The following is a 13,886-nucleotide window of genomic DNA, read 5'->3' on the forward strand; positions in this document are numbered from 1 at the left end:
TCTTAAAGTGCAGGCAATAAAAAGCCCTGCTAATCAGGCAGGGCTTGATGTGTAACGCTCAAGCTGTCAGGCAATCAGGGCCTGACGAGTACGCTCGATCACAGCTTGCAGAGGTTCTGCGCTGGAGTACTGGTCGGGGTACAGGCGTTCGCTGTGACGGGCGATACCGTGTTCGTTGACCAGGGTGAAGCTGAAGCATCCTTTGCGAGCGGCCATAATCAGGCAGTTCATTGGAGCAAAGGCGTTGGTTAGGGTGCGAATGGCATCCTGAGTATGGATTTGAGTAGACATAGTTATTAGGTGTTCCTACAAAAGACACGGATTCGATCCGTGCTGCATTAAAACGTTCCAGTGACGTCGAGCCATTCTTTGGCTGGACGAAGAACCTGACTGGAACAAAGCCGCCAGTTGGAGCGCATTAAGTATGTGGCGCTTGGGCTGGCAGGTAGGTACTTAGGAGGGCAGGCAGTCACAACAGGAGCTAAGGTTCCGTGCTCCGGGTGAAGATCCTGATCAATTTGCAGGTTGGTTCGGTCAGAGTAAAAGAACTTCGCGATACCCTGTGCGTTTGTGCAAAGGCCGTATCGTCGCAAGATTTACCTGGAAACCATCGAGGGGGTCGATCCCGTTTATTCAGCGTGCTTTCGCTTTTTTTAGCGAGGTGCTGGAGGGATTTGTTCGGCCCGAATTGACTTTCAGCTTGGTACTAACGCTGCGGATACTAACGGGTTGAATTTTCAAACGCAAGTATGCTAGCAAAAATACTTTATGTGCTTGCACCGCCGCCGCAGGTTGTCGTGTGGCACTGGCTAGTCGATTTTCGTCGATTCGCCAGTGGGGCAGGGGGTGCATTCTGTCGGTAAAGCTCCCCTTGAGCGACGCGCCGCCGCGGTGCACCAGCCTACAAGCGGTGCCCGGTAAAGGCCCGGTGCGTTGCTGTTAATGTGAACTTGTGCACATTAACAGTGCTGCCGGAAAAAACAGTGCAGATACCCGGGTTTTGCGCTTCCTAGCCTGCCTGGTAAATTTAAGTCAATGAAAAACATCGTTTTTTTTAATTGGTGAAAAAATCGACAGTTTGACCCGAGGCCCCGCAGGGTGGGCGTTTGCGGAGGTTAAAGCAGGGTTGTCCACTGACTTATCCACAGGATCTGTGGATTGTCCCATGCGCTTGCTCTAGATCAAGGGTGTCGACTTTTTTGGACTTTACCCAGACGAAAAAAGGAGTAGAGTGGCGCGCCTTCTGTTCTGCCCTACAGTGTCGTATGAAGTTCCGCACAGCTACTTCCTCTGTTGCTCGCCCCAATACACCAACTGAAGCTCCCAAGCGCTTTTCTTTGCGGGTCGCTATCTGGCTGCTGGACAACCCGCGCCTGAGTGCCAGCCCCAGCGTCAAGCATGTGGCCGGGCACCTGCTCAAACAACCCGCCCGCCAGGGTGTGGTGTTGGCCCAGAGCCGTTTGGGGCAGTTGATGTGCCGTGAATGCGGCAGCGCCCGCGATCAGCGTATCGGCCACGAACTGTTGCGCCAGGCCGCTCGCGCCGGTGACCGTCTGGCGCAGCAGGAACTGAACAAGACCGAAGACTGAACTGTCTTCGGCGCTGACTGTTGGTTAACCTTGTTCTTTTACCTCGTGCGGAGGGGTTATGGCCCTGGATCTGAGCAGCCTGTTGCTTGGCCTGGCAGCAGCGGGCGTGCCGTTGCTGGCGTTAATCTGGCAGTTGCAACGCAAGCTCGGCGGCCAGCCCGCTGAGCTTGCACTGCTCAACGAGCGCCTGAGTACGGCGCAACTGGCCCAGGAGGGCCTGAGTGCCCAGCTGGACGCCTGTCGCGACGAAGTCAGTGATCTGGGCCAGGCCAATGCCGCCAAGCAGGCAGAGCTGGCCGCACTGGGCCGCGAAGTCGAGCTATTGCAGGTGGAACGCGACAACGGGCGCGACGCCGCCCATGCCTGGAACCTGGAGCGCAATCAGAAAGAAGTCGAGCTGCGGCGCCTGGATGCCCATGCGTCTGCGCTGGCTGCCGAATTGCGTGAGCAGCAGGATAGCCATCAGCAACGGCTCAACGACCTGCAGGGTTCCCGGGACGAATTGCGGGCGCAGTTTGCCGAGCTGGCGGGCAAGATTTTCGATGAGCGCGAGCAGCGTTTCGCCGAAACCAGCAATGAGCGTCTTGGCCAGTTGCTTGACCCCCTCAAGGAACGCATCCAGTCGTTTGAGAAACGGGTCGAGGAGAGTTATCAGCAGGAATCGCGGGAGCGGTTTTCCCTGGGCAAAGAGCTGGAGCGCTTGCAGCAACTGAACCTGCGCCTCAGTGATGAGGCCACCAACCTGACCCGCGCCCTCAAGGGCCAGAAAACCCAGGGCAACTGGGGCGAGTTGATTCTGGAGCGGGTGCTGGAGCATGCGGGGCTTGAGAAAGGCCGTGAATACCAGACCCAGGTCAGCCTCAAGGGCCCTGACGGCGAGCGCTTCCAGCCTGACGTGCTGATCATGTTGCCGGGTGACAAGCAGGTGGTGGTCGACTCCAAGGTCAGCCTCACCGCGTATCAGCAATATGTAGGGGCCGATGACGATGTGATCGGGCAAGCGGCGCTCAAGCAGCATGTACTGTCGCTGCGCAATCATGTGAAGGGCTTGGCCAGCAAGGACTACAAGCGCCTGGAGGGGCTGCACAGCCTGGACTTTGTGCTGTTGTTCGTACCGATCGAGGCGGCTTTTTCGGCGGCGTTGCAAGCCGAGCCTAATTTGTTTCAAGAGGCGTTTGACCGGCATATCGTGATCGTCAGCCCGACCACGCTGCTGGCCACTTTGCGGGTGATCGACAGCCTGTGGAAGCAGGAGCGCCAGGGGCAGAATGCGCGTGAAATCGCCGAGCGCGCCGGCTGGCTGTACGACAAGTTCGTGCTGTTTATTCAGGACCTGGATGAGGTGGGCAATCGCCTGCAGCAACTGGACAAGGCCTACAGCTCAGCGCGTAACAAACTGACGGAAGGCCGCGGCAATCTGGTCAGCCGCAGCGAGCAGCTCAAATTGCTCGGCGCCCGGGCCAGTAAAAGCCTGCCGGCCGACCTGCTGGAGCGGGCCATGACCGACGTTGACGGCGTGGCGCACCCGGCGGAGTAGCACCGATAGGTGGTTTTGTGGGAGCGGGCTTGCCCGCGATGCAGGCAACGCGGTTTTCTATAGCTGCGAGGTGATGCCATCGCGGGCAAGCCCGCTCCCACAAGGGTGCTCAGCTACAGCGGCACATGCCTGCTCAGCAGCGCCCGCAGTACAGCAGGCTTGACCGGCTTGGGCAGGTACTCAAGGCCCGCCGCATGCACCTCGGCAATCATCTCCGGGCGGCCATCGGCGCTGATGACCACGCCCGGTACCGGTTCACCCAGTTGCGTGCGCAGCCAGCCCATCAGTTCTGTCCCCACCTCGCCGTCGTCCAGATGGTAGTCAACCAGCACCAGCTGCGGACGCACGCCTTCATTGAGCAACGCTGCGCATTCTTCGCGGTTGCGGGCCGTCCACACCTGGCAACCCCAGCGCGTGAGCAGGCTTTGCATGCCGATCAGAATGCTGTCTTCATTATCAATACACAGCACCCGTGCCCCTGTCAGAGGCTGGCCGTTCTGCTCGGCGACCACCGGCTGCGGTGCGGCCTGGCTCCTGGCCATCGGCACGCGCACACTGAACACGCTGCCAAACCCTTGCCATGAGCGCACCTGCAGGCTGTGCCCGAGCACATGGCACAAGCCGTCGGCGATCGCCAGGCCCAGGCCCAGGCCTTTTTCGGCGCGGGTTTGATGGCTGTCGAGGCGTTTGAATTCTTCAAAAATCACCTTCAGCTTGTCTTCGGGAATGCCCGGCCCGCGGTCCCACACCTCAAGGCACAGCTCACCGCCACGGCGACGCACGCCCAGCAGTACCGGGCCTTTGGCGTAGCGAAAGGCGTTGGTAAGGAAGTTTTGCAGGATCCGACGCAGCAATTTGATATCACTGTTGACCCGCACCCGGCTGCCGCGAACCCTGAAGTTCAGGCCCTGCTCCTGGGCCTGGGCGGTAAATTCATTGCCCAGGGTTTCGAACAGATCGTTAATGGCAAAGGGCTTGATATCAGGGGTGATCTTGCCGTTTTCCAGGCGGGAAATATCCAGCAGGTCGCTGATCAGGTCTTCGGCCGAGCGCAGGGAGCTGTCCAGATGCTGCACCAGTTTCTGCGCTTCGGCGCTCAAGCCTTCTTCCTGGTGGGAGAGGGCAGAGGAGAACAGGCGCGCGGCGTTCATCGGCTGCATAAGGTCATGGCTGACGGCGGCCAAAAACCGGGTTTTCGACTGGCTGGCGGTTTCGGCCACGCCCTTGGCCTCGGTCAGTGCCTGGTTGAGTTGTGACAGTTCATGGGTGCGCTCGGCAACCCTTTGCTCCAGGCCTTCATTGGCCTCGGTCAGGGCCTGCTCGGCTTCACGGAAGGCGGTAATGTCGGTGAAACTCATGACAAAACCACCTCCCGGCATCGGGTTGCCGATCAGCTCGATCACCCGACCATTGGGGAACAGTCGTTCCGAGGTATGCGCCCGGCCCTGGCGCATCCAGTGCAGGCGGCGGGCCACATGCACTTCGGCTTCGCCGGGGCCGCACAGGCCGCGCTCGGCATTGTGGCGGATGATGTCGGCAATCGGGCGGCCGACGCTGATCAGCCCCTCCGGGTAGTCAAACAGTTCCAGATAACGGCGATTCCAGGCCACCAGCTTGAGTGACTGGTCGACCACGCTGATGCCCTGGGTGATGTTCTCAATGGCGCCCTGGAGCAAGGCGCGGTTGAACTGCAGTACTTCCGACGCCTCATCGGCAATGCGTACCACGTCTTCGAGCTGCATTTCCCGGCCTTCAATAGCAGCTTTTACTACAGCGCGGGTGGAGGATGCGCCGAGCACGCCCGCCAGTAGCCGTTCGGTGTGGGCGATCCACTCGCCATTGGCGTTCTGGTTGGGGTTAAACCCCTTGCCCTGACGGTAAGCGAAGCGAATAAAGCTCTGATGGGCGCGCTCTTCCCCGACAAAGCGCGCGGCGAGGGCCAGCAGGTCATTGATCTGTACCGACAGCATCGAACGGCCGCTGGGATGGCTGCTTAGTTCCTGGCCAATAAAACGCCCGGCCTGCCAGTGTTCTGATACGCGGGTGCGCGACAGCACCGAGACCCAGGCAAACAGGGTGAAGTTGCCTGCCAGCGACAGCACCACGCCCTGGGTCAGCGGGGTGATCGACAGGCCCAGCGGGTTGCTGTGCAGCCACGCCAACCCCGGGAAGTGGCTCAAGTGCCAGCCAAAGCTGTGGGCGATGAGCGGCAGTACCAGGGTGTAGAACCAGATAAAGGTGCCCGTAGCCAACCCGGCAAACACGCCGCGACGGTTGGCTTGTTTCCAGTACAGGGCGCCGAGCATGGCGGGCGCCAGTTGGGTGACGGCCGCGAAGGCAATCTGGCCAATGGTCGCCAGGCTGGCGGTCGAGCCCAGCAGACGGTAGCTGACATAAGCCAGCAGCAGGATCACCACGATCGATACGCGCCGTACCGAGAGCATCCAGTGACGGAACACCTCGAACGGGCGCTCGGCGTTTTTATGGCGCAGCAGCCACGGCAGCAGCATGTCGTTGGAGACCATGGTCGACAGCGCAACGCTGGCCACGATCACCATGCCGGTGGCCGCCGATGCACCACCGATAAAGGCCAGTAATGCCAGGGCCGGATGGGCCTGGGCCAGTGGCAGGCTGATCACGAAGGAGTCCGGCAGTACCGAGCTGGGCAGCAACATTTGCCCGGCCAGGGCAATCGGCACCACAAACAGCCCGGCCAGAATCAGATAAGCCGGGAACACCCACTTGGCCAGTTGCAGGTCTTGCGGGTCGATGTTTTCCACCACGGTGACGTGGAACTGGCGGGGCAGGCAGATGATTGCCATCATCGCCACGCCGGTTTGCACGATCATCGATGGCCAGTTGACGGTTTCTTTCCAGTACTCCTCAAGGCGCGGTGCGAGCATGGCCTGGTTGAACAGGTCGTCGAAGCCGTCATACAGCCCGAAGGTCACGAAGGCGCCGACGGCGAGGAAAGCGAACAGCTTGACCAGCGATTCAAAGGCAATGGCCAGCACCATGCCGCGGTGGTGTTCGGTGGCATCGAGGTTGCGCGTGCCGAAGAGGATGGTAAACAGGGCCAGCACCAGCGTCACAATCAGCGCCGTGTCCTCGACCCGCGAGCCGGTCGCGTCGGCCCCGGCCCCGATCAGCAGGTTGACCCCCAGCACGATGCCCTTGAGCTGCAGGGCTATATAAGGCAGCACGCCCACCAGGCAGATCAGCGCCACCACAATGGCCAGCGACTGCGATTTGCCGTAGCGGGCGGCGATAAAGTCAGCAATCGAGGTGATGTTTTCCTGTTTGCTGATCATCACCATCTTTTGCAGCACCCAGGGTGCGCATACCAGCAGCAGCACCGGGCCCAGGTAAATCGGCAGAAATGCCCAGAGTTGTTCGGCGGCCTGACCAACGGCGCCGAAGAACGTCCAGCTGGTGCAGTACACCGCCAGCGACAGGCTATAGACCCACGCGCGAACCCGCGGCGGCAGCGGTTTGCTGCGCCGGTCACCATAAAAGGCAATGGCGAACATAATGGCCATATAGGCCAGGGCAACGGCGGCAATCAGCCCGCTGGACAACGACATGGACACTCCTGAAGGTATAAGGCCGCTGCAATCCGGCAGCGGCAGGCTAGTCTCGCATGATGTTCGGGGCGCGTCAGTGTCGACCATGGTCTGAGCGCGGCCTGGTGTCGCAGCGGTTGAAGGATGACAAAAAAACCATATATAGGCAAAACAGATAACAGTTAGAGAAATTACCCGTTATATAGATATTCGATTTGGTTCTACTCTATTTGCACCTCATACGAGGAACAGGAGGAACCCATGACTTGCCCAAACAATGCCAAAGCCGGTTTTCGGCCATTCAGTCACTTGCAGCACCCGCGTGAAGTGATCCGCCAGTTCACCCCGAACTGGTTTGCCGCGACCATGGGCACCGGTGTACTGGCCCTGGCCCTGGCTCAATTGCCGGTCCATATCCCGGGTGTGCATGCCTTTGCCGAGGGTTTGTGGCTGTTCAATATCGGTTTGTTCATTCTGTTCAGCGTGCTCTATGGCGCGCGCTGGGTGCTGTATTTCGATGAGGCACGGCGTATTTTCGGGCACTCCACCGTGTCGATGTTCTTTGGCACCATCCCTATGGGCCTGGCCACCATCATCAACGGTTTTCTGGTGTTTGGCGTGCCGCGCTGGGGTGAAGGCATGGTCCAGGTGGCCGAGGTGCTGTGGTGGATCGATGTGGCCATGGCACTGGGCTGCGGCGTGCTGATCCCCTACCTGATGTTTACCCGTCAGGATCACAGTATCGACCAGATGACGGCTGTCTGGCTGCTGCCGGTGGTGGCCGCCGAGGTTGCAGCGGCCAGTGGCGGTCTGTTGGCGCCGTATCTGAGCGATACCGCCATGCAGTTCCATGTGCTGATTACCAGCTATGTGCTGTGGGCGTTTTCGGTGCCGGTGGCCTTCAGCATCCTGACCATTCTGATCCTGCGTATGGCACTGCACAAACTGCCCCACGAGAGCATGGCTGCCTCCAGCTGGCTGGCGTTGGGCCCTATTGGCACCGGTGCCCTGGGCCTGCTGTTGCTGGGCGCTGATGCCCCGGCGATCTTTGCGGCCAATGGCCTGGCCCGGATTGGTGAGATTGTCGAAGGCCTGGGCCTGATCAGCGGGGTGATTCTGTGGGGTGTGGGCTTGTGGTGGATTGTGATGGCGGCGCTGATCACCATTCGCTACTTCCGCTCGGGCATCCCGTTCAACCTGGGCTGGTGGGGCTTTACCTTCCCGCTGGGGGTGTACTCGCTGGCAACCTTGCGCCTGGGCAGCATGCTGCACCTGAGCTTCTTTGATGTGGCCGGTTGTGTCCTGGTGCTGGCGCTGGCGCTGATGTGGCTGCTGGTGGGCACCCGCACCGTGCAAGGGGCCTATCGCGGCGAGCTGTTTGTATCGCCTTGTATTGCCGGGTTGAAGAAGTAAGTCATTGGCTCGGGTTCTGTGCGCTCACACACAGAACCCGAGCAAGGTTGTGCCCTGAGTGTTACAACGGCCCTCCAAAGAGAAAGCCCATCAGCGCAACGTGAGTACATGGATGATGAGTCACCCCTCGCAATTCAGCTTGCTCGGCAAGCGCCGCTTCCTGCCCTTTTTCGTGACCCAGGCCCTGGGCGCGCTCAATGACAACCTGTTCAAGCAATCGCTGATTCTGGCCATCCTTTATAAGCTCACTCTCGAAGGTGACCGGGGTATCTGGGTCAATCTGTGTGCGTTGCTGTTTATCGTGCCTTTTTTTCTGTTCTCGGCGCTGGCCGGGCAGTTTGGCGAAAAATACGACAAGGACCGTCTGATTCGGCTGATCAAGCTGGGTGAAATCGCCATCATGGTGGTCGCAGCCATTGGCTTTGCCTTTGATCATCTGGCGTTGATGCTGGTGGCGCTGTTTGCGATGGGCACCCATTCGGCGCTGTTCGGGCCGGTGAAGTACTCGATCCTGCCGCAAACCCTGCGGCCAGAGGAACTGGTCGGTGGCAATGGCCTAGTGGAGATGGGCACCTTTCTGGCGATTCTGGCGGGTACCATTGGCGCCGGGATCATGCTGTCGTCCGGCAATTACACGGTTATTGTCTCGGCGGTGATTATCGCGGTCGCCGTGCTGGGGTACCTGGCCAGCCGCGCCATTCCGCCTGCGCCAGCGGATACGCCAGAGCTGCGGTTGAACTGGAATATTTTCAGCGAGTCCTGGGCCACCTTGCGCATGGGGCTTAATCAGACACCAGCAGTGTCCCGTTCCGTAGTAGGCAACTCGTGGTTCTGGTTTGTCGGTGCGATTTACCTGACGCAAATCCCGGCCTATGCCAAGGACTGGCTCTACGGTGACGAGACCGTGGTCACCCTGATTCTCACCGTGTTCTCGGTGGGCATCGCTTTGGGTTCGCTGCTGTGCGAGAAGCTCTCGGGGCGCAAGGTCGAAATTGGCCTGGTGCCTTTTGGCTCGTTTGGCCTGACCGTATTTGGCCTGTTGCTGTGGTGGCATTCGGGGCAAATGCCGCAAAACCTCCAGGCCAACGACTGGCTGGGTGTGCTGGGCTTCAGCCAGGCCTGGTGGGTGCTGCTGGATATTCTCGGGCTAGGCGTGTTTGGCGGCTTCTATATAGTGCCGCTGTATGCGCTGATCCAGTCGCGCACCTCGGAAAGCGAGCGGGCGCGGGTGATCGCGGCCAACAATATCCTCAATGCGTTGTTCATGGTGGTGTCGGCGCTCGTCACTATCCTGCTGCTCAGTGTGGCCAAGCTGACAATTCCGGAGTTGTTTCTGGTGGTGTCGCTGATGAATATCGCAGTCAACGCCTACATCTTCAAAATCGTGCCTGAATTCAGCATGCGCTTCATGATCTGGCTGTTGAGCCATTCCATGTACCGCGTGCAGCACAAGCATCTGGAGCTGATCCCCGATGAGGGGGCGGCGTTGCTGGTGTGCAACCATGTGTCTTTTGTGGATGCCCTGCTGATAGGCGGGGCAGTGCGTCGCCCGATTCGATTTGTCATGTATTACAAAATCTACAATCTGCCGGTGCTCAACTTTATCTTCCGCACCGCAGGTACGATTCCTATTGCCGGGCGTGCTGAAGACGAGGCGATCTACGAGCAGGCATTCGACAGGATTGCCCGGTATCTGAACGATGGTGAGCTGGTGTGCATCTTCCCTGAAGGCAAACTCACCACGAACGGGCAGATTGACGAGTTCAAGGCGGGAGTGACGCGGATTTTGGAGCGCACGCCGGTGCCGGTGATTCCGATGGCGTTGCAGGGGTTGTGGGGCAGCTTTTTCAGCCGTGATCCAAACAAGGGTTTTTTGCGGCGCTTGTGGTCGCGGGTAACCCTGGTGGCAGGTGCGCCGATAGCGCCCGAGGATGCCACGCAAAAGCTGTTGCGTGAGCGGGTGATGGAATTGCGCGGGGCGGTCAGATAGGCAAGGCAAAAGTGGGAGCGGGCTTGTTGTGGGAGCGGGCTTGCTCGCGATGCAGGCACTGCGGTTCTTCAGAAAACCGCGGTGATGCTATCGCGAGCAAGCCCGCTCCCACAGCCGAGCGTGTTAAGCGCTGATCTTCAGGCCCACCAGGCCGGCAATGATCAGTGCAACACTGGCCAGGCGGAACAATGCCATCGACTCGCCAAACAGGATGATCCCGGCGATGACCGTGCCTACTGCGCCCACGCCGGTCCAGATTGCGTAGGCTGTGCCCAGTGGCAGTTCTTTCATGGCCAGGCCCAGCAGGCCGAGGCTGATCACCATGGCGCCGACGGTCAGGGCCGTCGGTAGCGGGCGGCTGAAGCCGTCGGTGTATTTCAGGCCGACAGCCCAGCCAACTTCAAACAGACCGGCGAAAAACAGAATGATCCAGGACATCTTCATCTCCATCAATTGATGGGGTCGTCCCCGGATTAATCACTCGATGAGTCGCGAGGTCGTCCTCGCTGTGCGCAGTATATTGCACACGATTAATCCGGCAGGCAAGCCCGAAATTTCACTCAGTTGCCGCCTTGGCAGCCGCCAGGCGGTCTTCTTTCTCGCTCATGCGCCTGAAGTACGTCGACAGCAGCGCACCCGAAATATTGTGCCAGACGCTGAAGAGCGCACTGGGTACGGCTGCCAGCGGCGAGAAGTGGGCGCTGGCCAGCGCTGCGCCCAGCCCCGAGTTCTGCATGCCGACTTCCAGGGCCAGGGATTTGCGCTGGGCCAGCGGCAGCTTGAACAGACGACCGGTAAAGTAACCGAGCAAATAGCCGAAGCTGTTATGCAAAATCACCACGGCCATGATCAGCAGGCCGGACTTGGCGATTTGCGCCTGACTGGCCGCCACCACCGCGGCGACGATGATGACGATACTGACCACCGACACCAGCGGCAGTACGTCGACGGCGAAACGCACCCGTGCGCCAAGCAGGCGCTGGGCCAGTACGCCGAGGACAATCGGCAGCAGCACCACTTGCAGGATTGACCAGAACAGCTCCATAAACGAAACCGGCAGCCAGGCCGACGCCAGCAACCAGATCAGGGCCGGGGTCAGCAAGGGAGCGAGGAGGGTGGTCACGGCGGCGATGGCCACCGACAGCGCCAGGTCGCCACGAGCCAGCCAGGTCATCACATTGGACGAGGTGCCACTTGGGCAGCAGCCAACCAGGATCACCCCTACGGCGATTTCGGGCGGCAGGTGGAACACCTGGCAGAGCAACCACGCCACGCCGGGCATGATCACGAAATGAGCAACCACGCCCAGTGCCACGCGCCAGGGATGGCGGGCGACTTCGGCGAAGTCATCGAGTTTGAGGGTCAGGCCCATGCCGAACATCACCACGCCCAGAAGCGGCACGATGTAGCCTTTGAGGCCGACAAACCAGCCGGGCTCCAGAAACGCCAGTACGGCGAAAATCAGCACCCAGTAGGCAAAGGTATTACCGACAAAGCGGCTTAAGGCGGCGAGTGCGCGCATGGTGGTCCTTATTATGGTTATTGTTCGATCCGTAGCAGCTGCCGAAGGCTGCGTTCGGCGGCGTAGCCGTCGTAAAAAGTGAATGCACAGTTTGACTTTAAAACCGCGCATTCAGAATTTACGAGCGCTTCGCACTCGAACGCAGCCTTCGTTCCTCGGCAGCTGCTACGGGTGGGTGGTTTTTAGATACCCTGCGGGGTTTCTTCGCCGCCCAGTGCTTCAAACAGTTGCGGCAAGAACTCGCCGAAGGTCAGCATCATCAGGGTGAAGCTGGCGTCCTGCTGGCCCAGATCGTCGTCGCCGCCGTCCTGTTCCGCCTGGTCTTGCAGCAAGTCTTCGAACTTCAGGCGCTTGACCACCAGTTTGTCGTCCAGCACGAACGACAGCTTGTCCTGCCATGCCAGTGACAGCTGGGTCACGACTTTGCCCGTGCTCAGGTGCAGCTGGATTTCGTCGCTGGTCAGGTCCTGGCGTTTGCAGCGGATGATGCCACCGTCTTCATGAGTGTCGCGCAGCTCGCATTCGTCGAGAACGAAGAAGTTGTCAGCGGCTTTCTGGGTCTTGACCCATTCGGTCATCACGGCGCTAGGCGCAACTTTTACGGCCAGCGGGCGAACCGGCAGCGAGCCGATCACTTCACGCAGGGTGGACAGCAGGTCTTCGGCGCGTTTAGGGCTGGAGGCGTTAACCAGGATCAGGCCCTGTTTTGGCGCGATGGCGGCAAAGGTCGCCGAGCGGCGGATAAAGGCACGCGGCAGGAAGGCCTGGATGATTTCATCCTTGAGCTGATCGCGTTCCTTTTTGTAGACCTTGCGCATTTGCTCGGCCTCGATCTCTTCGACCTTCTCCTTCAATGCATCGCGCACAACGCTGCTTGGCAGGATGCGCTCTTCCTTGCGGGCGGCAATCAGCAGGAAGTCCTGGCTGACGTGAACCAGCGGGGCGTCTTCGCCTTTGCCGAACGGGGCAACGAAACCGTAGGTGGCTACTTCCTGGCTTGAACACGGGCGGGCCAGTTTGGTGGCCAGTGCAGTTTCCAGCACCTGTGCATCAAAAGGCAGATCTTGGGTCAGGCGATAGATAAGCAGGTTTTTGAACCACATGGGGTGAATCACTCCTATATACAAAGGCGCATTATTCGCCTGATAACCTTAATAGGCCAACCCTGCGCTAAGCCTTTGTCATCGTTAGGAAAATTATTTTAAAAAGTGCTTGCCAGACTATAGGTCGCTCCGTAGAATGCGCGCCACACCGAGAGTGAAAGGGTGATTAGCTCAGCTGGGAGAGCATCTGCCTTACAAGCAGAGGGTCGGCGGTTCGATCCCGTCATCACCCACCATTCGCTCACAGTGTTACGCGCAGCGGTAGTTCAGTCGGTTAGAATACCGGCCTGTCACGCCGGGGGTCGCGGGTTCGAGTCCCGTCCGCTGCGCCATTTTTAATACCATAAGCCCCTTGAACGCTTGTGGTTGGGATAAGCCCGCTAAATGCTGGTTTGCCCGAAAGGCTTCGGTTTGGCAGTTCGCTGCGAAATCAAAGATGCAGGGTGCTGGAAACGGCTGTTTTTACCAGGTTTTGAAAAAAACCAAAATAAAAACAACCACTTACACAAATAGTGTGAGAGAATGCGCCCCGCAACGAAAGTGAAGTAAATGGGTGATTAGCTCAGCTGGGAGAGCATCTGCCTTACAAGCAGAGGGTCGGCGGTTCGATCCCGTCATCACCCACCACTTACTTTCAATGTTACGCGCAGCGGTAGTTCAGTCGGTTAGAATACCGGCCTGTCACGCCGGGGGTCGCGGGTTCGAGTCCCGTCCGCTGCGCCATATTCTGAACACAAGCCCCTTGAACGCTTGTGATCAACAAAAAGCCTGCCTTGTGCAGGCTTTTTTGTGTGCGCAGGTTTTGTTTAATTAACAAAAACCTTAAATAAAACAAACACTTACATAAAAATTGTGAGACAATGCGCCCCGCAATGAGAGTGAAGTAAAAGGGTGATTAGCTCAGCTGGGAGAGCATCTGCCTTACAAGCAGAGGGTCGGCGGTTCGATCCCGTCATCACCCACCACTTACTCACAGTGTTACGCGCAGCGGTAGTTCAGTCGGTTAGAATACCGGCCTGTCACGCCGGGGGTCGCGGGTTCGAGTCCCGTCCGCTGCGCCATATTCCGATCACAGGCCCCTTGAACGTCTGTGATAAACAAAAAAGCCTGCCATGTGCAGGCTTTTTTGTGCGCGGGTGTTTTGTGGCGGGTGGGAGCGGGCTTGCTCG

Annotated in this window: 9 protein-coding genes and 6 tRNA genes; 10 read left to right on the forward strand and 5 right to left on the reverse strand. The window is 59.1% G+C overall.

Translation table 11 applies throughout. The annotated features are described in order from the left end of the window. Nucleotides 1–66 precede the first annotated feature (66 nt). Nucleotides 67–291, reverse strand: a complete 225-nt coding sequence (locus AB3G35_RS08985; RefSeq protein ID WP_019407963.1) for a hypothetical protein — start codon at nt 289–291, stop codon at nt 67–69. A gap of 974 nt (nt 292–1,265) precedes the next feature. Between AB3G35_RS08985 and AB3G35_RS08990 the strand changes: the two genes are divergently transcribed. Both AB3G35_RS08990 and rmuC read left to right on the forward strand, forming a co-directional pair. Beyond that, complete coding sequence (locus tag AB3G35_RS08990) at nt 1,266–1,589, forward strand: hypothetical protein (RefSeq protein ID WP_029611287.1); 324 nt, start codon at nt 1,266–1,268, stop codon at nt 1,587–1,589. 172 nt (nt 1,590–1,761) lie between these two features. Continuing rightward, nucleotides 1,762–3,126, forward strand: a complete 1,365-nt coding sequence (gene rmuC / locus AB3G35_RS08995) for a DNA recombination protein RmuC (protein ID WP_162939411.1) — start codon at nt 1,762–1,764, stop codon at nt 3,124–3,126. Nucleotides 3,127–3,239: 113 nt separating this feature from the next. Here rmuC and AB3G35_RS09000 read toward each other — a convergent pair whose 3' ends face one another. Next, nucleotides 3,240–6,710: a PAS domain-containing hybrid sensor histidine kinase/response regulator gene (locus AB3G35_RS09000; RefSeq protein ID WP_086796039.1), complete on the reverse strand. Its 3,471-nt coding sequence runs from the start codon at nt 6,708–6,710 to the stop codon at nt 3,240–3,242. Nucleotides 6,711–6,950: 240 nt separating this feature from the next. On the opposite strand from AB3G35_RS09000, the gene AB3G35_RS09005 reads away from it, so the two are divergent. Next, complete coding sequence (locus tag AB3G35_RS09005; protein WP_159259181.1) at nt 6,951–8,102, forward strand: TDT family transporter; 1,152 nt, start codon at nt 6,951–6,953, stop codon at nt 8,100–8,102. A gap of 115 nt (nt 8,103–8,217) precedes the next feature. After that, nucleotides 8,218–10,092, forward strand: coding sequence for an MFS transporter (locus tag AB3G35_RS09010; protein WP_203304208.1), 1,875 nt, complete (start codon nt 8,218–8,220; stop codon nt 10,090–10,092). A gap of 123 nt (nt 10,093–10,215) precedes the next feature. Here the strand turns inward: AB3G35_RS09010 and sugE are convergent, their stop codons facing one another. The 3 genes from sugE to rdgC form a co-directional block, all read right to left on the reverse strand. Beyond that, nucleotides 10,216–10,530, reverse strand: coding sequence for a quaternary ammonium compound efflux SMR transporter SugE (gene sugE, locus AB3G35_RS09015; RefSeq protein ID WP_016779888.1), 315 nt, complete (start codon nt 10,528–10,530; stop codon nt 10,216–10,218). A gap of 118 nt (nt 10,531–10,648) precedes the next feature. Continuing rightward, nucleotides 10,649–11,614, reverse strand: a complete 966-nt coding sequence (locus AB3G35_RS09020) for a bile acid:sodium symporter family protein (protein ID WP_016779889.1) — start codon at nt 11,612–11,614, stop codon at nt 10,649–10,651. A gap of 182 nt (nt 11,615–11,796) precedes the next feature. After that, nucleotides 11,797–12,717, reverse strand: a complete 921-nt coding sequence (rdgC, locus tag AB3G35_RS09025; protein WP_016779890.1) for a recombination-associated protein RdgC — start codon at nt 12,715–12,717, stop codon at nt 11,797–11,799. 160 nt (nt 12,718–12,877) lie between these two features. On the opposite strand from rdgC, the gene AB3G35_RS09030 reads away from it, so the two are divergent. The 6 genes from AB3G35_RS09030 (at nt 12,878) to AB3G35_RS09055 (ending at nt 13,778) form a co-directional block, all read left to right on the forward strand. Further along, nucleotides 12,878–12,953 (forward strand) — tRNA-Val (locus AB3G35_RS09030). 19 nt (nt 12,954–12,972) lie between these two features. After that, nucleotides 12,973–13,049: transfer RNA gene (locus AB3G35_RS09035), tRNA-Asp, on the forward strand. 219 nt (nt 13,050–13,268) lie between these two features. Next, nucleotides 13,269–13,344, forward strand: a tRNA-Val gene (locus tag AB3G35_RS09040). A 19-nt stretch (nt 13,345–13,363) separates the two neighbouring features. Continuing rightward, nucleotides 13,364–13,440 (forward strand) — tRNA-Asp (locus AB3G35_RS09045). Nucleotides 13,441–13,606: 166 nt separating this feature from the next. Beyond that, nucleotides 13,607–13,682: transfer RNA gene (locus AB3G35_RS09050), tRNA-Val, on the forward strand. A gap of 19 nt (nt 13,683–13,701) precedes the next feature. Continuing rightward, a tRNA-Asp gene (locus AB3G35_RS09055) sits at nt 13,702–13,778 on the forward strand. Nucleotides 13,779–13,886 lie beyond the last annotated feature (108 nt).

It is taken from the genome of Pseudomonas sp. WC2401 (assembly GCF_041200115.1).
Classification (GTDB): domain Bacteria; phylum Pseudomonadota; class Gammaproteobacteria; order Pseudomonadales; family Pseudomonadaceae; genus Aquipseudomonas; species Aquipseudomonas fragi.

Coding starts and splice junctions, on each gene's coding strand:
- AB3G35_RS08985 (WP_019407963.1), bottom strand. CDS start 291: ATGTCTACTCAAATCCATACTCAGGATGCCATTCGCACCCTAACCAAC.
- sugE (WP_016779888.1), bottom strand. CDS start 10,530: ATGTCCTGGATCATTCTGTTTTTCGCCGGTCTGTTTGAAGTTGGCTGG.
- AB3G35_RS09010 (WP_203304208.1), top strand. CDS start 8,218: ATGAGTCACCCCTCGCAATTCAGCTTGCTCGGCAAGCGCCGCTTCCTG.
- AB3G35_RS09020 (WP_016779889.1), bottom strand. CDS start 11,614: ATGCGCGCACTCGCCGCCTTAAGCCGCTTTGTCGGTAATACCTTTGCC.
- rdgC (WP_016779890.1), bottom strand. CDS start 12,717: ATGTGGTTCAAAAACCTGCTTATCTATCGCCTGACCCAAGATCTGCCT.
- AB3G35_RS09000 (WP_086796039.1), bottom strand. CDS start 6,710: ATGTCGTTGTCCAGCGGGCTGATTGCCGCCGTTGCCCTGGCCTATATG.
- AB3G35_RS09005 (WP_159259181.1), top strand. CDS start 6,951: ATGACTTGCCCAAACAATGCCAAAGCCGGTTTTCGGCCATTCAGTCAC.
- AB3G35_RS08990 (WP_029611287.1), top strand. CDS start 1,266: ATGAAGTTCCGCACAGCTACTTCCTCTGTTGCTCGCCCCAATACACCA.